The sequence below is a fragment of the Peptostreptococcus canis genome (genome assembly GCF_014229965.1).
In the GTDB taxonomy this organism is placed as follows: domain Bacteria; phylum Bacillota; class Clostridia; order Peptostreptococcales; family Peptostreptococcaceae; genus Peptostreptococcus; species Peptostreptococcus canis.
This window is the reverse complement of the sequence record NZ_JABGBW010000002.1, coordinates 280,656-303,586: the sequence shown is the minus strand read 5'-3', so window position 1 is coordinate 303,586 and position 22,931 is coordinate 280,656. Positions and strand designations below refer to the sequence as shown.

Below are 22,931 nucleotides of genomic sequence, written 5' to 3'. Positions count from 1 at the left end.
TTACAAAGGCTTGGGAAGACAATAATGATCAAGACGGAAAACGACCAAACAGTGTAATAATCAAGTTATTGGCAGATGAACAGGAAGTACCTGGAAAGATGCTTATTCTAACTAAAGTAAATAATTGGACAGGAAGCTTTACAGACCTTGATGAATACAAGGCAGGAAAGAAGATAGAATACACTGTCAAAGAAGAAGCAGTAGGAAATGAATATACAAGTGCAATTACGGGAACAGCTCAAAACGGCTTTACAGTAACTAACACAAGAGAACCTGAAAAGACAGTAGTTGAAGGTTCAAAGACTTGGGACGATAAAGATAATCAGGATGGAAAGCGACCAGAAACAATCACTATCAATCTGTTAAAGAATGGAGTAAAAGTAGATTCTAAGATAGTAAATGAAGCTAATGGTTGGAAGTGGAAGTTTGAAGACCTTGACAAGTATGAAAATGGACAAGAAATTACTTATACTATTACAGAGGAACAGGTACAAGGATATTCTACGGAAGTAAATGGTTATAATGTCAAGAATTCATATACACCAGGGAAGGTAAGTGTGCAAATTACAAAGGCTTGGGAAGACAAAAATAACCAAGATGGAAAACGACCAAATAGTGTAACAATCAAGTTATTGGCAGATGGACAAGAGGTACCAGGAAAGACGCTGATCCTAACTAAAGTAAATAATTGGACAGGAAGCTTTACAGACCTTGATGAATACAAGGCAGGAAAGAAGATAGAATACACTATCAAAGAAGATTTTATTGGAAATGGATATACGAGTGACATTACAGGAACAGCTAAAGATGGATATATAGTAACTAACACAAGAGAACCTGAAAAAACAGTAGTTGAAGGTTCAAAGACTTGGGACGATAAAGATAATCAGGATGGAAAGCGACCAGAAACAATCACTATTAATCTATTAAAGAATGGAGTAAAAGTAGATTCTAAGATAGTAAATGAAGCTGATGGTTGGAAGTGGAAGTTTGAAGACCTTGACAAGTATGAAAATGGACAAGAAGTTTCTTATACTATTACAGAAGAAAAAGTAGAAGAATATTCTACGGAAGTAAGTCTTTACAATGTCAAGAATTCATATACACCAGGTAAGACAAGTGTTCAGGTCATAAAGGCTTGGGAAGATAAAAACAATCAAGACGGAAAACGACCTGAAAGTGTAAAAATTAAGCTATTAGCTGATGGAAAAGAAGTAAGTGGTAAAATACTAACTTTGGCAAAAGCAAATAACTGGACAGGAAGTTTTACAGACCTTGATGAATACAAGGCAGGAAAGAAGATAGAATACACTGTCAAAGAAGAATTGGTAGGCAATGGATATACAAGCGTAATTACTGGAACTGCTAGAGATGGATATATAGTAACTAACACAAGAGAACCTGAAAAGACGGTAGTTGAAGGTGAAAAGATTTGGGATGATAAAGACAATCAGGATGGAAAAAGACCAAAAGAAATTACTATTAATTTATTAAAAAATGGGACAAAGATAAATACAAAAACTGTAACAAAATCAGATAGCTGGAAGTGGAAGTTTGAAGGACTTGATAAGTATGAAAATGGACAAGAAATTACTTATACTATTACAGAAGAAAAAGTAGAAGGATATTCTACAGAAGTAAACCGTTACAATGTCAAGAATTCATATACACCAGGTAAGACAAGTGTTCAGGTTACAAAGGTTTGGGCAGATAATAATGATCAAGATAGAAAACGACCTGAAAGTATAACAATCAAGTTATTAGCAGATGGAAAAGAAGTAAGTGGTAAAACACTGACTTTGGCAAAAGCAAATAACTGGACAGGAACCTTTACAGACCTTGACGAATTTAAAGATGGAAAGAAGATAGAATACACTGTCAAAGAAGAACCGATAGGTAATGGATATACAAGTGTAATTACAGGAACAGCTAAAGATGGCTATATCGTAACAAATACAAGAAAGCCGATAGTACTACCATCAACACCTGAAGGGACAATTAAAGTATTGCCAAGAACAGGAGATGGGGCAGACCTATCAATGTACGCATGGATGATGTTTGCATCAGGAATATTACTTGTTTTAATTGAATACAAACGCAGAAAAAAAGCGAATTAAGAAATAAAAAACAAAGTAGAAAAAATTGAAAGTATAAATTTACAATTTTGATATTTATTATCAAATATACAATTAAAAAAAAGTAGGGATTGCTGATTATATTGAAAATTAGCAATCCCTATTTCTATAATTATTTTAAATATATTTTGATTTCTATTACATTAAAAGCAATTATAGAATTTTGAAAGATTAAACTTATCTAAAGGAAAGAAAGATATAATCAAAAAAATAGAATGATGGGAGGTGTAATATGGTTCAACTCGAGAGGAGAAAAAAATCTTATAATAAAAAATCAAGTAAAAGTATATCCGATAAAACAGGAAAATATATCAATAAAAAAAATGGATATAATAAAACTAGTAAAAGATATACTAAAAAAAGAAATTATAGAAATAATGCTAAGAATAAGAAAAAAATAAAGAGAAGAAGAGTGATAAGAAATGCAATTTTCATTGTTATTTTATTATTAATTATGTATTTTTTAACAACACTTTTTTCATTTATAGAAAATACCCAGAATAATAAAGAGAATATCACACCCGATGATTTTATATCAAAGATTGAAGAGCCAGCTATTAATGGATATAGAAAGACGGGAATTCTTCCATCAATCACAATGTCGCAAGCGATATTGGAATCAAACTGGGGAAGATCTGAGCTTGCAAAAAAAGGTAATAATTTGTATGGAATAAAGGCAGATAAATCATGGCACGGGAAAAAAATAGAATTCAATACAAAAGAATATTATAATAAGTATGAAAATGCATATTTTAGACAGTATAATTCGTGGGATGATAGCATTGAAGACTATCATAACTTTTTATTGAAAAATGAAAGATATAGAAAGAATGGATTATTTGATGCCAAGAATTATCAAAATCAAGCTCAAGCGTTAGAAAATGCAGGATATGCCACAACAATCAATTCAAGAGGGGAAAAGATATATGCAGACAAACTCATAAAAATAATTGAAAGTAGAAACCTATATAAATATGATAAAAAAGTAAAGGGTACATTACAATAATTTATATTTCTTGATATATCATCATAAAGTATGATACAATATTTAATTATTAAGTATAGCAGATGATCGCAGGTAGAAATACATGAGGAAAGTCGGAGCTCCATAGAGCAGGGTGCTAGATAACGTCTAGTGAGAGCAATCTTAAGGATAGTGCAACAGAAATAAACCGCCATTATTATGGTAAGGATGGAAAGGCGAGGTAAGAGCTCACCAGCACATAGGTGACTATGTGGCTATGTAAACCCCACCTGGTGCAAGGCCAAGTTAGGATAAAGAGATGTTGCTCGCATCTCCCGGTAGGTAGGCCGCTTGAGTTTATCGGTGACGATACGCCTAGAAAGATGATCATCTAATACAGAACTCCGCTTATAGCTATGCTTAATAATATGTAAATACAGGTTCTCTTTTTGAGGGCCTTTTTTGTTTTTTAGTGAAATAAATATTAGATGATAGAATAAATAGCGTAATAAATTGCAAAAACAAATGAGTTTTTAGTCATTATATGGTATAATATCAATGTATAATGTTTATTTTTATGAAACATGACTAATAAGGAGTGAAGCTTTTGAATAATTACGGAAAGAAGTTAATAAAATTAGTTATTGAAGAAGTCGATAACAAATACATAGATGATAAAAGTAAGATGAATGGTAATCTTAATGATACCTTAAAACATAAATATCATAAAGTTGGAAAAAATGAAGAAAAATATATTGAAGTATTAAGATATAATATAATATATTATAAGTCAATTATAAAAAAATTAGAATTGATATTAGAAATGTGGGTTGAAAATGGAGTAATATCAAGTATTAAATCCGTTGAAAAAAGTGTCGAAAATATAACCAATTCTTCAAGGGAATATGTTAATAGAGCTATGAGTGAAGGAAACTCAAATCTAAATGAAAAGGATAAAAAGATATTTGTATCATATGATAAAAGTTCTGGTTTAGAAAGAATTGAAAAAATAGAGAACGATTATAAAATTTTAAATATCTATAAAGATATATTGGGGATGGTAATTAGAGAAATATCATCAAATGCTGATAAATATAATAAAATTCTTGATATGAGTACGGAGCAAGTAAAAATTGATGTAATGAATGAAATTTTTATGATGATCAACGATATTCTTTTCAATTATGCAGAAGAGGAAGTTGACTTTAAGGATGAAGTTCTTGTTGAAGATGAAGAGTTGAATTGTTCGAATATACAAGATGAAGAAAAAAGTCTAAGCTTTAAGAAATATGTATCAGTAATGAGGACTTCTGAAATACTTGTAAGAATCAATAATATATTTAGAAATTCAATACAATTAGAAAATATAGATGAAGAAGATGCTTTTTTATTTAGTGAAGATTATAAAGATTGTATTTCGTGTGTAGTATTATTAATGGATTATGTTTCTGCTGAAAAAAGAATGCTGTTTTCTAATCTTTTTAGAATGTATATATCAGGATATATTTCACAAAGTCAGTTTGAAGAAACGGTGGAAAAAGTAATAATTGACAAGACTTTTGTTGATAAGAGAACTTGGTTAGAGTGCAAAAAATTGGTTAAATCCGATTTCAATATGGATAACAATAATTTCTTTGGTGAATCAAATATTGAAGATGGCGATTTAACAATGTCTAAGAGATTAAGTATCATTGAATCTCTTACTGACGAAATGACAGTAGAAGATTGTATTGGTTATCTTGAATATAGCAATCCCAGTTATACTGAATATGAGGATGATGAAGAGATATCTACCGGCTTTGCAGGAAAAATTAAGAAGGGACTTTTCAGTTTTTCTCAAAAACTAAAACAAAAAGAAGATTCCATAGATTTAGATGATGATTATGATGAAGAATATGAATATGAAGAATATGAAGAATATCAAGAAGACGATTATGATGATATAGATGAGGTATACAAAGAAAATTCAAATGGTCTTAGATTCAAATTTAGAAATTTATTTTCACGAGGCAGATTATATGATAAAGAGTATGATGAGTACTATGAAGATGAAGAAGATACTAATGATTCTGATGAAGAAATATATGATGGTCTATTTAGAGGTGATAAATCAATTCAAGACGAAAATGCAGTTGCTATTTTGAAGTTGAAAGAAAAGAACAAGAGAAAGGATATTAAGCACTCTGAATCTGAATTATCTGAATTAAAGTCTGAAAGACAGATAGCAGAAGAGATTAATAAAAATTCTTTTAATAGATTAATAGATAAAGATATAGTTATTGAGGAAACTGATTTGGCTTACAGAAAAGATGGTTTTGTAAGTGGCAACAGAAACATAGATTTATTTGATGATACTATTATTGATGGGCAGATAACAATTGATGATTTAATGAATGACGAATCCAAAGAGGAGGGTTCTTCTAAGACTAATATTCTTAGTACGGATGAAATAAGACAAATTGATGAAGAAGAGGGGAATCAATTTAAGCCTATTTTAGGTAAGACACAAAGGCTTAATCTAAGAAAAATAGAAGAGGCTAATAAAAAATATCAAGAAGAATTAGAAGCTAAAAATGATCAATCTGAATTTAGTGATATTGAAAAAGATGTAAATGTCATATTGGAAGAAGTAAATGAAGATAGAGTTAAATTCATTGAGAATGAAGCTGAAAAAATAAATGATTTTGAACATAAATTTGATGGCGCAGAGTCTCAAGAAGATTTTGATAAAAAATATGAATCAGATGAAAATGAAAAAAATATTGAATCAAGTGGAGAGTTTGAAGAACTTGAGAATCTGAAGGCAATGAAAAGGGATGGAGAAATTACATCTAGGTTTGAGTTGGATAATAAAGAAACTTTGGAAAATACACTATCTAAAGAAAGTCTGTTAGAAGGGGCAGATGATTTTGAGGAATCGGATGTTTATGAGAAACATAGTAAAAAGAACAATACTAAAAAGTCAAAGTTGAATATTAATATGTCAAAAATTAATGAGGTAAAAAAATCATTTAATCAGAAAATTTCTGCAAAAATAGATGATAGAGCGAGAAGAAAAGAAGAAGAGGAGTTTGCTGATGAAACGGTTATTTATCCTAAAAAGAAAATGGCGAGAGATGGTGTAATTATAATCATTTTGGTAGTTTCAATATTTTTTGCTTATGTGTATTTTATTAAAAGTACAAATAAACCTAGTGTTCAGGAAACTAATAACAATGTTAAACATGCCAAACAAATAAATGGTTCAAATAACGCAACAACAAATAATGGCGAGTTAAATAGTAACACAACAAAAATAACTCAAAAAACAGAAGCTGAAAAGGAAAGAGATGAAATTGAATCAAAGGCAAGTTCTTTTGATAGAGAGGCCGAAAACTATAAGGGAGGTAAAGGAACTTATTATACCGTATTTGTAGGAGCCACTAAATCTGAAGATTCAGCTCAATCTGTTGCTTATAATTTTAAGAACAGAGGAGTAAATGCAAAAGTGGTCAGAAATGGTGGGTACTATATGTTAAAGGTAGGAGAGTATTTTGATGCAAATCAAGCTTATGCAGAATCAAATAGAATTGGTGCAAAAGGTATTCAAAACTATGTAGCTTCCCAAAATAAATACTATGACTTAAAAATTGAAGCATTCAGAATAAGGTCTACAAATCTATCTGCTGAACAATTAAAAACTGATTATAACGATTTAAAGAATCAAATTTCATCGACAGGAAAGAATCAGCAATATGTAATTAATTTAGATGAAATATATAATGAAGCATTAAAAGGAAAACAATAAAGGAGGAAACAGATTTTGTTTAAATTAGGTGAAAAAGTAATATTTAATATGAAATCTGGATATAGCTTAACTGGTTTAGATAATTTTAGCCTTGATGATAAATGCTTGCAACTTACTAACCTTGGAAACATTTATGTTTCCAAGGTTGATTATTTAGGGAAAGATATAGAAGAATATCTTGTTTATGAGCATAAAGATTGTACCGGAATACTTAATTCTGAAATAGACTTGGATGGGATTAATATTTTTACTGATTCGCTAAACTTTAAGTTTGTAAGAGGAGAATTTGAAACAGAACTGGATTTAAGCTTGATAATGATACTTGATTTAGAAGAATTTATACATATAAAAGATATTTTAGGAGATAGTATATTTAACTTCATTAATGATAATATTATTCTTAAAATGGATGATTCTAGTCCTATTATAGGTAACATTGAAAAAGCTCAAAATAGATTTTTGTTCAATAGTGGCAGATATAGATATGAGTTTATACTTTCGGATATAGAATCATATAGACTTTTAGATAATGGTGTTGAAATCAGGGGTTATTTTTATGTGGATAAGGAATCAAAGGTTTTTAGAAGGGTAGAATTTACCGGTCATAATATAGATAAATTTATTCCTGAAAATATTGATGAAATAGTAAATAGTAATAAAAAAATAGGCAGGATACCGAATGATGATATAATAGCATTTTGTAAAGTAAGTGGTACAATAAGGGAAAAAGAATATCTCTTAAAAAGTATGTTTATTATAAGACATGATGATTTATTAGTTTTATATGAAAAAAAGGAAAAGAAGGAAATATTGTGTGAGGATTGTTCTAATTTCTCAAAAATAGATTTCAAAAATGGCAATTATATTATTTTCGATGAGTTGAACGTTTTTAATCTTTATATTGATGAAGAAAATTCAAGAAAAATCGGATTAAATAAGATTAATAATATTTCAGGGGGAATAGTAGGATTTACAAAAGAAAAAAGACCATTTTTTATCGATATAGATGACAAGGCTATAAATTTATATAAATCCAGAGAAAAAAAAATTTTGACAATAGATAAATCTACTATTTCTAATATATCTATTCATGAAGAAAGTGAAAGTTGTCTTGAATCATATGTTGAAACCGAGATAAGATTTAAGGATAAATTTATAAGAATAATACTTAAAAGAAATGTTGCTAAAGAACTATCAGAAAATATTTTTTCGGAATATCAAAATTCATTATTAAATACTGCCAGCATTCAAGAAGTCTATGAGAATTGGATAAAATCAATTTCGGATATGGTTATTTATAATTTTTTTGGACACATATATGATATGGATGTTGTGCATAAAAAAATAGATAAAAATTCATCACTTAATGATTTAGTAGATGTGATTAATGAGTTGTATAATGAAATCCATATTCAAATGGAGAACATAGATTGTATAAGTGTTAATATGTCTGAAATACTTTACAATATTGAAAGAAGATATTTTAGAAGTGTTGGAATTGAAGTTGATTTACAAGAAATAGAAAAATTAGAAAAGTTTTTCTTTGAAATAAGGAATAATATAAAGATAGATTTAACTGATATTGCACATTGTATTGAAAATATCAGTTATATGTTACTTCCATCTAGTATGAGAAAATCATCTATCAGAATGCTTAAAGAATCTGAAGTTTATAGGGTCGATTTATTTAGTAGGCAAGCTCATAAAAAATTAAAACATTTGATATATAATATGTTGCCACATTATATAGCCAAAACTATTATCAAGATTTTTGATACTTACAAACTAATATATAAATATTATGAAACTATTGATGAAATAGAAGTGAAAGAAGAGTTAATGGAAAGAATAAAATCCGCACACATATTTAGACAATTTACTACAAATAATAATAGTACTGTACTTAGAAAAGATATAATAGATGACTTATATTCTATTACAAAATTTGGTTCTATGAAGGTAGATAGTGAATTTTACTATACTGGAGGGTACAGGTAAGTCTATTTAGAAAAAAGGGGGATTATTTTGATTGATGATATAATTAACAAAGAATATAGATTATGCGATTTAAAAGAAAGGGAAAAAAGTGTTTTGTATATAGAGATAGATGTTGATAGTCTACTAATAGATGGCGTTAATATAGATGAGGATAATTTGATAGAAATTATCGATCCAGATGTGGCCAATAAATTGATATAGAGAAGGTGAAAAAATGGGAAGTATATTATTGGCAGGTGGTGCCGGTTATATAGGTAGTCATACTGCTGTGGAATTGTTAGAAAATGGATATGATATTATTATTGCAGATAACTTTTCAAATAGTTATCCAATTGTAATAGAAAGAATTGAAAAAATAACTTCGAAAAAAGTTAGATTTTACGAAGTTGATACTAGAAGTGAAGAATTTGAAAAGATATTTATTGATAATACCATTGATGTGGTGGTTGATTTTGCTGCATATAAGGCAGTTGGTGATTCTGTTAAGCAACCTTTGAAATATTATGATAATAATTTATTTTCACTGATAAATACCTTAAAACTGATGAGAAAATATAATATAAATAATTTTGTATTTAGTTCATCCGCAACAGTATATGGAGATGTTCCGAAAGAAAAGTTACCTGTTGATGAAAGAAATGAAAGAACTTCTACCAATCCTTATGGAAGTACGAAACTAATGGGAGAAATGATAATAGAAGATATATGTCATTCAGATGACAAATTCAATTCTATTATATTAAGATATTTTAATCCAATTGGAGCTCATAAATCGGGACTGATAGGTGAAGAAACAGTTGGTATTCCGGCAAATATTATGCCATATTTAACAAAGGTTGCAATAGGAGAATTACCTAATATAAATGTATTTGGAAATGATTATGATACAATTGACGGAACGGGTGTAAGAGATTATATTCATGTTGTAGATTTGGCTAGAGGTCATGTGAAGGCTATTGAAAGACTTTTAAAAGAAAATACTTCAGTAGAACATTACAATCTTGGAACCGGCAACGGATATAGTGTGATGGAGTTAATTTCTGCATTTTCAAAGGCCTGTGGAAAGGAAATACCATTTAAGGTTGTAGAAAGACGTAATGGAGACTCTGCCTCTTCCTTTGCAGATGCAAATAAAGCAAAACAAATTTTGGGATGGAATGCTATTTATGATATAGATGATATGTGTAAAGATTCTTGGAATTGGCAGGTAAATAATCCCAAAGGTTATACTGTAGATTAGTATTTGAGGAGATATTTGATGAAAAAGAAAATAATATTATCAGTTATTACATTTATTTTTGTAATATCTTTAAGCGCCTGTAAAAAAGATAATTCTTCAAATAAGAGCGGAATAAGTGGAAACAAAGCGGAAATTACAATATATATGCCGGAAAATCAAAATATTGATAAAAAATATCTTGATGACAGAGATATCGCTATTAATTATTTGCCTCAAAAAAAAGGAGAATATGATGAAGATGAAATAAAAAGTATTATCAATAATATAGACAAAAATGTAAAAGTATTGATAATTACTTCTGAAAATCCCGGATTGAAAAAAGTCTTTGATGGTGTTAAGGAAAAATTACCAGGTGTTATTACTGTTGCTAATGAGATTGAAGAATTTCATGGAAATCAATATGATGAATTGTTAAAAGATACCAATATAGATGTAGGGTTTAAGTTAAATAGAGATAAAAATGGACGAAATGCAGCAATGATAGCAAATGAAATGAGTGCTAAAAGGTTTTTATACTTATATCATGAAGACCTAGATAGTGATAGACTATATGAAGACTTATCTGAAACAAAATCCTTTTGCTCTCAGGAAGGTTTGAGTTTTGAGAAAATAAAAGTAAAAGATGGTCTTAAACAAAATGAGTTAGAAGATATAATAAAAAGAATGAATATCAAAAATCCGGATGATACGGCAATCTATGCTGCTAATAGCGAAATAGCGGAGCAGGTATTTGACACTGGAATTAATAATGGATTTATAATTCCTAATATCAACAGCAGAAATGATGGGATTTTGTTAGCTAAAAAATTTGGATTGGAAAAAGAATATAAAAATTTGGAAAGAAAAGATTTTGAAAAAAAATTGAAATCTGAGATTAAAAAGCGTGGATTGAAAAATAGAATTGGAGCTGTAGTAGAAGATAGAAGAAGTATTGCTACAGAGCTTTCTATTGAGGTTGCAAAATATATGTACAAGAATAGATTTGTAATTGAAGAAAGTTTTGGTGATAAGTCCATAATAGATAGAGCTGATCAAAATTTATCAATAAGAATTAAACCTATGATTATGGGGGCAACGTATGGATATTTTAGGGAGTTGGAATTAATTCCGAGGATATATTAGGAGGATAAAATGAAATGTATCAATAAGAAATTGTTTATTCATATAATTACCGTTTTTATCTTGATCACAGTATTAGTAGGTTGCTCTAAAAAAAATAGTAAAACAACTATAGAGACCGTCGATTCAAATCGTGATATACCTACAAAAGTAGCTATTGTAGTTCAACCTGAATCTGAGAACGATATTGCATATAAATCAGCTTTGTCAATATATAGAGAAAAAGAATATATGGCTAAAAATGATAAAAATACAAATACTGAGATCGAATTATTTATTTTACCGAAGAATTTTGAAAATAATAAATCAGAAACTGGTAAGATATTTGAAAAGTTATTGAAGGATAAGAGTATTAATGTGGCTATTTTTTCGGCAAATAAAAAAGGATTATTAAAATATGCTGAAAGGATAAAAAAAGAAAGAAAGGACATAATTACCATAAGCGCTAATTTGGCAGAAAATGAGGAAGATTTAATCCGTACTTTCGATTTAAATTTTAAACCAAGATACTCCAATAGAGCTAAAAAAATAGTTGAAATGTCTAAGGTTTTAGGAGCAGAGAAGTTTGTAACTTTTATTTCTAATGAAGATAGAAATAATGATGAAAAAATGAATTTATATGGTGAAATTAAAAAATATACTAAAAATATGAATCTGAGTACGATAGAAATTTCTATTCCAAACGATGTCAATGAAGTCCAGAAAAAGTCTTTTTTATCAAATAAAATAGATGAATTGATAAGAATGTATGGAAATGATATTAATATCTATACATTTGACAGTAATTTAGATAAAGTTTTATTAAGTAAAATTTTTAGTAAAAAGTTTATTGTATCTGAATTTTCAAAACCAAATATTACAAAGGAAATGATGGATTTTTATGAACTAAATTATATTACCAGATATTCCGAAAACTATTATTGGATGAATTCTGAAATTATTGGATATATGAGTAAAAATGGATTTGAGAAAAGAATTGGATCAGTTTCAGCGAATGCAGATTCATTTGTAATTAGATATGCTACGGAATTGGGAATAAATTTAAATGCAAAAGATGCCAAAATAAAAACGGCTTATAATTCTTACTTTTTAGAGAAGGTGTCAAAAGTAAGGTGTAATATAGAAGCTGCATTTATTAATAAGAATAATAAAATAGGTAATTTTAAATATATTGAACCAGATCAAATAGTATATTAGATTTGACTAATTCAAATAATTAAACTATAATAATTGTTATATTTTTAAGAGTAGGAGAAAAAAGGATGGTAATGACAATACCTAAAAATTATAAGAGTGAACTTGATATATTAGAAACACAAAAAGCAATTAAAAAGTTGAAAGATTTTTTTCAAACAGAATTGAGCAAGGAGATTAACTTACTTAGAGTTTCATCACCTTTATTTGTTCTTCCTGAAACAGGAACAAACGATAATCTTAATGGGATTGAGTCTCCAGTTAGTTTTAATGTTCCATTTATGAATAAGAAGGCTGAAATAGTTCAATCATTAGCGAAATGGAAGAGAATAGCTATTAAAAAATATAATATTCCTATAAATGAGGGGATATATACAGATATGAATGCAATTAGAAAAGATGAAGAGTTGGATAATCTCCATTCTTTATATGTGGATCAATGGGATTGGGAATTTAATATATCCAGAGAAGATAGGACATATGAAAAACTGGTATGGATAGTAAATAAGATTTTTGATGTATTTAAAAGAACAGATGAATATATTATGAGTTTATATCCCAAATTTGAGCCACTTCTTCCAGAAAAGATAACTTTTGTGTCAACTCAGGAACTTGAAGATGAATTTCCAAGTTTAACTCCAAAACAGAGAGAGAGAGAAATTGTATTAAGACATAAGGCAGTGTTTTTGACTGGAATAGGTAAAACACTGGATTCTGGAGAAAAGCACGATGGTAGATCGCCGGATTACGATGATTGGGATTTAAATGGTGATTTATTATTTTATAATCCGGTATTAGATGATGTTATTGAATTATCTTCAATGGGTATAAGAGTGGATGAAGAGACATTAGATAGACAATTAAGAATAGCTGGTGCTGAAGATAGAAAAAATTTAGATTATCATAGAGAATTGTTAAGTGGAGAACTTCCATATACAATTGGGGGTGGAATAGGACAATCTAGAATTTGTATGTTTTTTTTAAGAAAAGCACATATTGGAGAAGTTCAAGTTGGAATATGGCCTAAAGGAATGATAAAAGAGTGTTCAAAGGCTGGTATACATTTATTATAAATAATATAATATATGGTAAATTTGTCTATAGGTTAATAACTTGAAGTATTAAACAATAGATATCTTTATATTGAAATATATAAAGGTATTTATTCTAAAATTAATATCTTATATTTATAGTTTTAAGCTTTTAATTTTTACGGAGGTAAATTTAGATAATATGTATAAATTAGCAGATGTTTTGTTAAGTGAAGAAGAAATAGCGTCAAAAGTAGAAGAGTTAGCGAAAAAAATACAGGCAGATTATGAAGGACAAGATATTTTATTAGTTGGAATATTAAAAGGTGCAAGTGTTTTTGTTGCAGATTTGATGAGAAAAATAAATTTGGATGTTAACATTGATTTTATGAGTGTATCAAGTTATGGAAGTGGAACGGAGTCTTCAGGTACTGTTAAAATTTTGAAAGATTTAGATGTTGATATTGAAGGGAAAAATGTATTAATAGTTGAAGATATAATAGATTCAGGAGCCACATTAAGAAATTTATATGATACATTGATGACAAGAAATCCGAAATCTCTAAAACTTTGTACTTTATTAGATAAACCTGATAGAAGAAAAGTCGATATAAAAGTAGATTATGTAGGATATGAAATAGAGGATAAGTTTATAGTTGGTTATGGTATCGACTATGCTGAAAAATACAGAAATCTTCCATATATTGCAATCGTAGAGTCTGAGTAAGTATTAATATTTTAAATTAAGAGGCAAAAATGAGCGATAAAAAATTTTTTTTCTTTGATATAGATGGAACTATTGCTGTTGATATACCTAGAAGAGTTCCGGAATCTACAAAAAGGACATTAAACAAATTGAAAGAAAATGGACATTTTGTAAGTATAGCAACTGGAAGAATGTATGTAATGACCACTGAATTTTGCGAACAATTTGGTATTGAAAATATGGTTACAGACGGTGGTAAGGGAATTGTAATTGATGGGAACCCAAATATTGAACCCTTAGATCATTCTATGATGTTAACTTTAACTAAAGAATTAGATGAGAAAAATATACCATGGTCTGTTTGTATCAAAAATGAAAGAAAATGGTATATGAAAGATGATAGATTTCATAATGCAATGAAAGACGTAATCAAATTTAAAAATTATATGCAGACTATTATAAAAGAAGATCTAGATATAGAAAAAGAAAAGAATATATTTAAAGGTTTTGTTTTTATTGATATTGAAACAGAAAAAACTATAAAATCACTTGAAAATACAACATATACGAGATACCATTCCGATTATATTATAATAGAAGCTGATGATAAATCTGTTGGAATAAAAAAAATAATGGATATAATGAATATAAATGATAAAGATGTGGTAGTTTTTGGTGATAATACAAATGATATAAAAATGTTTAGACCGGAATGGACCAAAATAGCAATGGGAAATTCAGTTCAACAATTAAAAGAAATTGCTGATTTTGTTACTAAGGATGCTGATGATGATGGAATAGAATTTGCCTGTAAATATTTTGGATGGATAGATTAATGAAAAAATAATATTTTTATTATTAAATATGGATAAGGTATATATCATAATGAAACATATAGTAGTAATAGGTGCGGGACCTTCAGGGCTTCTTGCAGCGCACTATGCGGCTAAGCAAGGCGGCAAAGTGACAATATTGGAAAAAAATAATATATTAGGTAAAAAACTGAGAATTACTGGAAAGGGTAGGTGCAATATTACCAATGCATCTGATATTGAAGCATTAATTTCCAATATATATAGAAATGGAAATTTTATGTATAGTTCTCTTTATTCCTACACAAATGAAAATTTAATATCGGATCTTAGTAAATATGGGCTTAAGATAAAGATAGAAAGAGGTAATAGAGTCTTTCCGAAGAGTGATAAAGCATTGGATGTTGTAAAGACTTTGGAAAAGATGGTAGACGATGATAATATAAACATAGTATTTAATAAGGCTGTAAAAAAGATTGAACATAAATCAAATAAAATAACGGGTATAAGTTTAAGTAATGGTGAAAAAATATATGCGGATGCCGTTATATTAGCTACAGGTGGATTAAGTTATCCATTAACCGGTTCCACAGGAGATGGATATACTTTGGCCAAAGAGTTGGGGCATAGTATTACTAGGATAAAGCCGGCCTTAATAGGAATGGAAACATCACCAATTCCATATAATAGTATGGTAGGGCTTAATCTAAGAAATATATCTATTGTATTAAAATCAAATGGTAAAAAAATATACGATGATTTTGGTGAATTAGAATTTAGAAGATATGGTATAGATGGGCCCGTAATTAAGTCAGCCAGTTGCTTTATAGAAGATTTTAAAGAAAACAATTATGAAATAGTATTAGACTTGAAGCCTGCATTGTCTTTTGAAAAACTAGATTCCAGAATTCAAAGGGACTTTAAGAAATATAGCAACAAAAAATTTGAGGATTCTCTTATAGATTTAATACCGAGAGATATGATAGATTATATTTTAGATTTATCACAAATTGAAAGAAATAAACCGGTACATCAAGTAACCAAAGAAGAAAGGTTATTTTTAACAAGGACAATAAAAAATATAGTATTTGATATAAAAAAATTACGACCTATTGATGAAGCAATTGTGACATCTGGTGGTATTTCTGTAAAAGAAATAAATCCTAGTACTATGGAGTCAAAAAAAATAGAAGGCTTATATTTTGCAGGTGAAATAGTGGATGTAGATGCTTTTACGGGAGGGTACAATTTGCAAATGGCGTTTTCAATGGGTTATTTGGCGGGAGTGAATTCGGCCATTAAATAGTGAAAATATAATAATAAAAGGACTATCAATCAATAAACTGATTAAAGTTGTACTCAAAATTCTGCTTAGAGAAAGTTATATCAGTTATTGTGATGGTCCTTTAATAATATCTAAATAAAAATATAATATAAGTTTAAAATAACTTAACTAGATAGGTTTTGTAACATAATTAAAAATTTTCTCATTTCCTAAGTCAATGATACCGGTATTGATATACTTAACTATACAGTCTATATCCCATTCGGTTAAGTATTGAGTAGGAATTTCCAGTATATATCCGCTTGATGATAGAACTTCATTTAATCTGAAGATACTCGAACATGGTGCTTTATCAGAATAATAACCTGTATATTTATTTTTATGACTTGATAAACTGTTATTTTGTATTTCTATAAGTGTTTCGACATAATTTTTGTAGCTGTCTCTGAAATCACTAACACAAATACCACAATTATCTAAAATTGCTACAAGTGACTTATCTTTTAACATATTTTCAACGAATTGATTTGAAGTTAATTTTCCTGAAATAATTCCTTTTTGATATTTTCTCAATACTTTCTTTGTTTGGGCATAGATTCTATATCGTGTATTTAAATCTAGTTGCAAAAATTGCATAAGAATCACCCCTTCAAATCTATCATACTATAAATACAGAAAAAAATCCATAATAATATATTAAAAATTCTAAAAATACTGTAAATTGTAATTTAACGAACTTTTCTATTTTTGATGTAAAAAAATTGATTACATAGTATAATATAGTAAATAAATTAATTAATTTGATAATAGACCGTAAGTATGTGTTTATATTATCTATTAAGGGGGGCAGTATGAAGTATATAGATAAAATGAAAAACCTTGTCGAAATATCTAAGATTGTCACAGAATCAGATAACTTTTATGAAATCAAAGATCTGATAATTAATAAGATGCTTGGAGTTGTTCACCCAACTAAAGCGTGTGTAAATCTTTTTTATGGAGATGATTTTAGATACGCGCATTTAGTATGTTCTGCGACGTTGGATCATATTCCCAGTTTATTTCCTCAAAATGAACCACATGGTTCAAAAATTGATTTTAGTGTGTATCCTCAATATATACATGATGCAGTAAGAGAGAAAAAACAGATTATTATAGATAATATTTTTGAAGATGAAAGAGCCAAAGGAGAGGAGGAAATGGCTCTAAAAGAAAAATATGTCGGAAGAGCAGTTTTTCCTTTTGTGTTGGAAAATAAAACAGTTGGTTTTATGACTTGTTATACTAAAAAAGATGAGAAACTGGAACAAAGTGATATAGATTTTATATCACAAGTTGCTTCCTTAATGACTTTATCAATATCTATTACTGAGAAAAATCAGGGGATTAACAATTTAGTTAGGAAATTAAGGAGTTCAATAAATAATATTAATAAAGCATCTATACAAATGTACTCATTAAAAGATTTGAATTATTATTTAAGTAAGATGACATCTGTCTTAAGGGATACGCTTCACAGTAAATACTCAATAATTATATTGTATGAAAAAAATACAGATGGTGGATTCGATATAAAGACTAAATCTGATGTATCTTTTGATTTTACAGAAGAATTCGAACTTATATTAAACGGTATTATTAATTCAAAAGATTCTAATGGTATAAATAACAACATAAATATGACGTTGAAAGATGATACATATATTAGTAGTTATATATATCATAGGATTATAATCGATTCTTCAACAAAACTGCTGGTCTTATGTGCAGGTGATAAAGAATACTCAAATGATGATGCAAATTCATTATCAATTTTGATAAAACAAATATCTATGGGCATACATACATATGAGTTTTCTATAATTGAAGAAAAGCACAAGGATATAGAGAATGATTTATCTATTTTAAGAAAACAGCAAAGACTTATAATGGATAGTAGTAACATACAGACTTTTAATAAAAAGGAAATGTTTTTTTATCATGAGCCGGCAAAAATTGTAGGAGGCGATTTTTATCACGCAATAGAATTGGAAGATAGAATATCTTTTATAGTAGCAGATGTAATGGGGCATGGTGTAGCTTCGAACTATATTGTAGCAATGATAAAAGGAGCTTTTGATATATTAGTTCAATATTCAGATTCTCCAAAGGAAATATTGAGTAAGATGAATGATCATTTATTTGATGAATTTGATGAAATGGGAATTTATGCCACTGCAATTGTAGGAGTTTTTTCAAAGAGAAATTTCAAGATGAATATTTCCAGTGCGGGTCACTATTTTCCGTTTATAACTTATGCAGATGGAACTATAAATCATGATCAGGAACAAAAAAGAGGATTACCAATAGGAATTGTAGAGCATTCTACTTATTATAACATTGAAATAGATGGAAATAATATAAGTGATATGTGTTTTTATACGGACGGAATATTAGAAATGCAAAATGAAAAAGGGGAAGAATTCGGTGAGAAAAGATTAGAACAATTCTTAATTGAAAATTATAAAAAAGACAAAGATGAACTTTTGAAGAATATTAAGGAATTGGTAGATAAATTCATATATAATAAAGAAAAGAAAGATGATATATTAATGGTATTTTTAAAAAATAAAAAATAAAATAAAAATATATTATTTTATAAATACTTTAATATAGCGAGTCTTATCTGAAAAATATACAAAAAAATGCATATAAAACTTTTTATAATTATTAATTCTTGTATTTATATCTTTTAAAAATAAGTATATAAGGGTTAATAATTATTTTTTTTAGGTTAAAAATGTTTTTTGAAATAAAATTAAGTTTTTTTTGAGTAAATGTATAAATGTTAATTTATTTACTAAGTTGATTTTTCAATTTTTTTTTAGTATAATTAGTCTTAATGGTTAAGATTTTTATTGTTAGTTATATTTCTAAGAAAATAAATCTTAAACTATGGCTTTATTAATTAAATATGAACATCTGTTGATATCCTATAAATCAATTGAGAATATATAATATAACATAATTTACTTATAGGAGATACATTTGTTTCATATTGTATACAAAAGACAATTTTAATATTATTCTTAAGGAGGAATAAAATTATGGCTAAATTTATGAAAACAGTCGATGGTAATACTGCTGCTGCTCATGTATCATATGCCTTTACTGATGTTGCTGCAATTTACCCAATAACTCCTTCTTCAACAATGGCTGAAGTTGTTGATGAATGGGCTTCACAAGGAAGAAAAAATATTTTTGGACAAGTTGTTGAAGTTGTTGAAATGCAGTCAGAAGGTGGAGCTGCGGGAGCATTCCATGGTTCTCTTGCTGCAGGTGCACTTACATCAACTTATACTGCATCACAAGGACTTTTATTGATGCTACCAAATATGTTTAAATGTTCAGGAGAATTACTACCGGGTGTATTCCATGTTTCTGCACGTGCTCTTGCATCTCAAGCGCTTTCAATATTTGGCGATCATCAAGATGTTATGGCCGCTAGAATGACGGGATGTTGTTTATTAGCTTCAGGATCTGTTCAAGAAGTTGCTGATATTGCACCGGTTGCACATTATTCTGCTATTGAAGGTAAATTACCTTTTATCCATTTCTTTGACGGATTCAGGACTTCTCACGAAATACAGAAGATAGAATTACTGGAAAACGAAGATTATGCTAAGTTACTAAATTTTGATGCGGTTAAAGAATTTAGAGATAAATCACTATCTCCAAATAATCCGGTTACTAGAGGTACTGCTCAGAACCCTGATATTTATTTCCAGGCAAGAGAGGCTTCTAATAAATACTATAATGATATGGTAGGCATTGTAGAAAAGTATATGGAAAAAATGTCAGAATTGACAGGAAGAAAGCATGGATTATTTGATTATTACGGTGCAGAAGATGCTAAGTATGTAATGGTTGCAATGGGATCTGTTACAGAAACAGCCGAGGAATTAATAGATGTATTAAATGCTAAGGGCGGAAAATATGGTTTGGTAAAAGTACATTTATATAGACCTTTTTCTACAGAACACTTCTTAAAAGCTATGCCAAATACTGTTGAAAGAATAGTTGTATTAGATAGAACAAAAGAACCGGGTGCAAATGGTGAACCTCTATACTTAGATATTAGAGATATTTACTATGGTAAAGAAAATGCTCCAATAATTATAGGTGGTAGATATGGTCTAGGTTCGAAAGATGTTATTCCTACTGACTTAATGGCAGCATTTGATAACTTAACTTCTGAAAAACCTAAGGATAGGTTTGTATTAAGTATAGTTGATGACGTTACAAATAACTCATTGGAAATCAAAAATGAAATTAAAATAGCACAGCCGGGAACAGTAAGATGTAAGTTCTGGGGACTTGGTTCAGATGGTACTGTTGGAGCCAATAAACAGGCGATTAAGATTATTGGTGATAATACTAACAAGTATGTACAGGCTTACTTTGACTATGATTCAAAGAAATCTGGTGGTGTAACTATGTCTCACTTAAGATTTGGTGACACTCCAATTAGATCTACTTATCTATTAGACGAAGCAGATTATATTGCTTGTCACAAACAAAGTTATGTGTACCAGTATGATGTGATTAAAGGATTAAAGAAGGGTGGGACTTTTGTATTAAATACAATATGGTCTTCAGAAGAATTAGATGAGAATTTACCAGCTAAGTTAAAGAGATATATTGCTAGAAATGATATCAAGTTCTACACTTTGGATGCTGTCAACATAGCAAAAGAAATAGGATTAGGAAATAGAATAAATATGATTTGTCAATCTGCATTCTTTAAACTTGCAGAGATAATACCTCAAGATGATGCCATTAGATATTTAAAAGATTCTATTGTTAAGACTTATGGTAAAAAGGGTGATAAAATTATAAATATGAATTTTGAAGCCGTTGATAAAGGAGCGAATGCTCTTGTTAAAGTAGAGGTTCCAGCTTCTTGGGCGGATGCGGTTGATGAAGAGGCTGTTGCTTCAAATGAACCGGAATTTATCAAGAATATATTAAGACCTATGAATGCCGTTGAAGGTAATAGTTTACCGGTATCTGCATTTAATGGTAGGGAAGATGGTCATTTTCCAGCTGGTACTGCAGCTTATGAAAAAAGATGTATAGCTGTAGATGTTCCAGAATGGCAGATTGATAACTGTATTCAATGTAACCAATGTTCATTAGTATGTCCTCATGCAGCTATTAGACCATTTTTATTGACAGAAGAAGAAGTTAAAAATGCTCCGGAAGGATTTGAAACTAAAAAAGCTATGGGTAAGGGATTAGAAGGATTACAGTATAGAATCCAAGTATCAGCTATGGATTGTACTGGTTGTGGAAACTGTGCTGATATTTGTCCGGCTAAGACTAAAGCTCTTATCATGAAGCCAATGGAAGAACAAAAAGAACAGCAAGAAGCTAATTGGTATTTTGCAACTGATTTCACTAAAGTTTCTGCTAAGCCAAATGCTATGCCAGTTAATACTATAAAGGGTTCTCAGTTTAGACAACCACTTCTTGAATTCTCAGGTGCTTGTGCGGGTTGTGGAGAAACAGCTTATATGAAGTTAGCAACTCAATTATTTGGACCAAGAATGATGGTTGCAAATGCTACGGGATGTTCATCAATCTGGGGGGCATCAGCTCCGGCAACACCATATACAGTAAACCATGAAGGTAAGGGTCCATCTTGGGCAAATTCATTATTTGAAGATAATGCTGAATATGGATATGGTATGTACTTAGCTGTTAAGCAGTTAAGAAATAGAGTTAAAGGTCTTGCTGAAGAGTTATTATCTATAGCTCCGGAATCAGATAAGACTGTTATAACTGAATACCTTGAAAATATGTATAATGGTGATACTACAGTAAATACAAGTCAGGCATTTGACACGTTGATTAAAAAATATGTAGCTGAAGATAAATTCCCAGAAATATCTTCTAAGTTAGCCGAATTAAGTGATTATTATGTTAAGAGATCTCATTGGATTCTTGGTGGAGATGGATGGGCTTATGACATTGGTTATGGTGGATTAGATCACGTTCTTGCGTCAGGAGAAGATGTCAATGTACTTGTATTTGATACAGAAGTATACTCTAATACAGGTGGACAATCCTCTAAAGCCACTCCAATTGCAGCAATGGCTAAATTTGCAGCAGCAGGTAAGAGGTCTAAGAAAAAAGACCTTGGAATGATGGCTACTACATATGGAAATGTATACGTTGCTCAGGTCGCTATTGGTGCTGATAAGAATCATTTCTTAAAGGCTATGTTAGAAGCTGAAAGACACAACGGTCCTTCTTTAATTATTGCTTACGCTCCATGTATAAACCATGGAATTAAAAAAGGAATGGGTAAATCAGTAGAAAATGAATCAGACGCAGTTAAATGTGGATATTGGCATTTATACAGATACAATCCAAACCTAAAAGAAGAAGGAAAGAATCCATTTATTCTTGATTCTAAAGAACCAACTGAATCATTCAGAGAATTTATAATGGGTCAGAACAGATATGCTTCAATAGCTAAAATGTTCCCAGAAGAAAGTGAAGAACTATTTGCTATGGCAGAACAGAATGCTAAAGAAAGATATGAAGGATATAAAAGAATGGCAGAAATGATGTAATTTACATCATAAAGTCTAAAATAAAATCAAAAATACCCCT

15 protein-coding genes and 1 other RNA gene are annotated in these 22,931 nt (G+C 29.3%); 15 read left to right on the top strand and 1 reads right to left on the bottom strand.

Annotation, left to right across the window (positions count from 1 at the left end):
- The 13 genes from HLB29_RS04430 to HLB29_RS04370 all read left to right on the top strand — a co-directional run.
- Positions 1 to 2,117, top strand: a 2,117-nt coding sequence (locus tag HLB29_RS04430; protein WP_207719513.1) for a Cna B-type domain-containing protein, incomplete at its 5' end; no start/stop codon positions are given.
- A 250-nt stretch (positions 2,118 to 2,367) separates the two neighbouring features.
- Positions 2,368 to 3,141, top strand: coding sequence for a glycoside hydrolase family 73 protein (locus HLB29_RS04425; RefSeq protein WP_185623945.1), 774 nt, complete (start codon positions 2,368 to 2,370; stop codon positions 3,139 to 3,141).
- A 50-nt stretch (positions 3,142 to 3,191) separates the two neighbouring features.
- An RNA gene (gene rnpB / locus HLB29_RS04420) (RNase P RNA component class A) lies at positions 3,192 to 3,526 on the top strand.
- Positions 3,527 to 3,706: 180 nt separating this feature from the next.
- A complete protein-coding gene (locus tag HLB29_RS04415; protein WP_185623944.1) occupies positions 3,707 to 6,886 on the top strand; it encodes an SPOR domain-containing protein in 3,180 nt (1,059 codons plus the stop codon).
- A 15-nt stretch (positions 6,887 to 6,901) separates the two neighbouring features.
- The gene (locus HLB29_RS04410; protein ID WP_185623943.1) at positions 6,902 to 8,884 is read left to right on the top strand and encodes a hypothetical protein; all 1,983 of its coding nucleotides are present in this window, start codon (positions 6,902 to 6,904) and stop codon (positions 8,882 to 8,884) included.
- Positions 8,885 to 8,911: 27 nt separating this feature from the next.
- Positions 8,912 to 9,085 (top strand): hypothetical protein, encoded by a 174-nt coding sequence (locus HLB29_RS04405; RefSeq protein ID WP_185623942.1) that lies wholly within the window; start codon positions 8,912 to 8,914, stop codon positions 9,083 to 9,085.
- 13 nt (positions 9,086 to 9,098) lie between these two features.
- Complete coding sequence (gene galE / locus HLB29_RS04400; RefSeq protein ID WP_185623941.1) at positions 9,099 to 10,124, top strand: UDP-glucose 4-epimerase GalE; 1,026 nt, start codon at positions 9,099 to 9,101, stop codon at positions 10,122 to 10,124.
- Between the two features lie 18 nt (positions 10,125 to 10,142).
- Positions 10,143 to 11,246: a DUF3798 domain-containing protein gene (locus tag HLB29_RS04395; RefSeq protein WP_185623940.1), complete on the top strand. Its 1,104-nt coding sequence runs from the start codon at positions 10,143 to 10,145 to the stop codon at positions 11,244 to 11,246.
- Between the two features lie 9 nt (positions 11,247 to 11,255).
- Complete coding sequence (locus HLB29_RS04390) at positions 11,256 to 12,440, top strand: DUF3798 domain-containing protein (RefSeq protein WP_185623939.1); 1,185 nt, start codon at positions 11,256 to 11,258, stop codon at positions 12,438 to 12,440.
- 65 nt (positions 12,441 to 12,505) lie between these two features.
- Positions 12,506 to 13,510 carry an aspartate--ammonia ligase gene (asnA, locus tag HLB29_RS04385; protein WP_185623938.1) on the top strand — a complete coding sequence of 335 codons (1,005 nt, stop codon included), beginning with the start codon at positions 12,506 to 12,508 and terminating at the stop codon, positions 13,508 to 13,510.
- A 160-nt stretch (positions 13,511 to 13,670) separates the two neighbouring features.
- On the top strand, positions 13,671 to 14,195 hold the full coding sequence (gene hpt / locus HLB29_RS04380; protein WP_185623937.1) for a hypoxanthine phosphoribosyltransferase: 525 nt from the start codon (positions 13,671 to 13,673) through the stop codon (positions 14,193 to 14,195).
- 29 nt (positions 14,196 to 14,224) lie between these two features.
- On the top strand, positions 14,225 to 15,010 hold the full coding sequence (locus HLB29_RS04375) for an HAD-IIB family hydrolase (RefSeq protein ID WP_185623936.1): 786 nt from the start codon (positions 14,225 to 14,227) through the stop codon (positions 15,008 to 15,010).
- 49 nt (positions 15,011 to 15,059) lie between these two features.
- Complete coding sequence (locus tag HLB29_RS04370; RefSeq protein WP_185623935.1) at positions 15,060 to 16,292, top strand: BaiN/RdsA family NAD(P)/FAD-dependent oxidoreductase; 1,233 nt, start codon at positions 15,060 to 15,062, stop codon at positions 16,290 to 16,292.
- Positions 16,293 to 16,439: 147 nt separating this feature from the next.
- On the opposite strand, the gene HLB29_RS04365 is transcribed toward HLB29_RS04370, so the two are convergent.
- Positions 16,440 to 16,907 (bottom strand): hypothetical protein, encoded by a 468-nt coding sequence (locus tag HLB29_RS04365; protein ID WP_185623934.1) that lies wholly within the window; start codon positions 16,905 to 16,907, stop codon positions 16,440 to 16,442.
- 215 nt (positions 16,908 to 17,122) lie between these two features.
- On the opposite strand from HLB29_RS04365, the gene HLB29_RS04360 reads away from it, so the two are divergent.
- The gene (locus tag HLB29_RS04360) at positions 17,123 to 18,889 is read left to right on the top strand and encodes a SpoIIE family protein phosphatase (protein ID WP_185623933.1); all 1,767 of its coding nucleotides are present in this window, start codon (positions 17,123 to 17,125) and stop codon (positions 18,887 to 18,889) included.
- A gap of 468 nt (positions 18,890 to 19,357) precedes the next feature.
- Complete coding sequence (gene nifJ / locus HLB29_RS04355) at positions 19,358 to 22,891, top strand: pyruvate:ferredoxin (flavodoxin) oxidoreductase (protein WP_185623932.1); 3,534 nt, start codon at positions 19,358 to 19,360, stop codon at positions 22,889 to 22,891.
- Positions 22,892 to 22,931 lie beyond the last annotated feature (40 nt).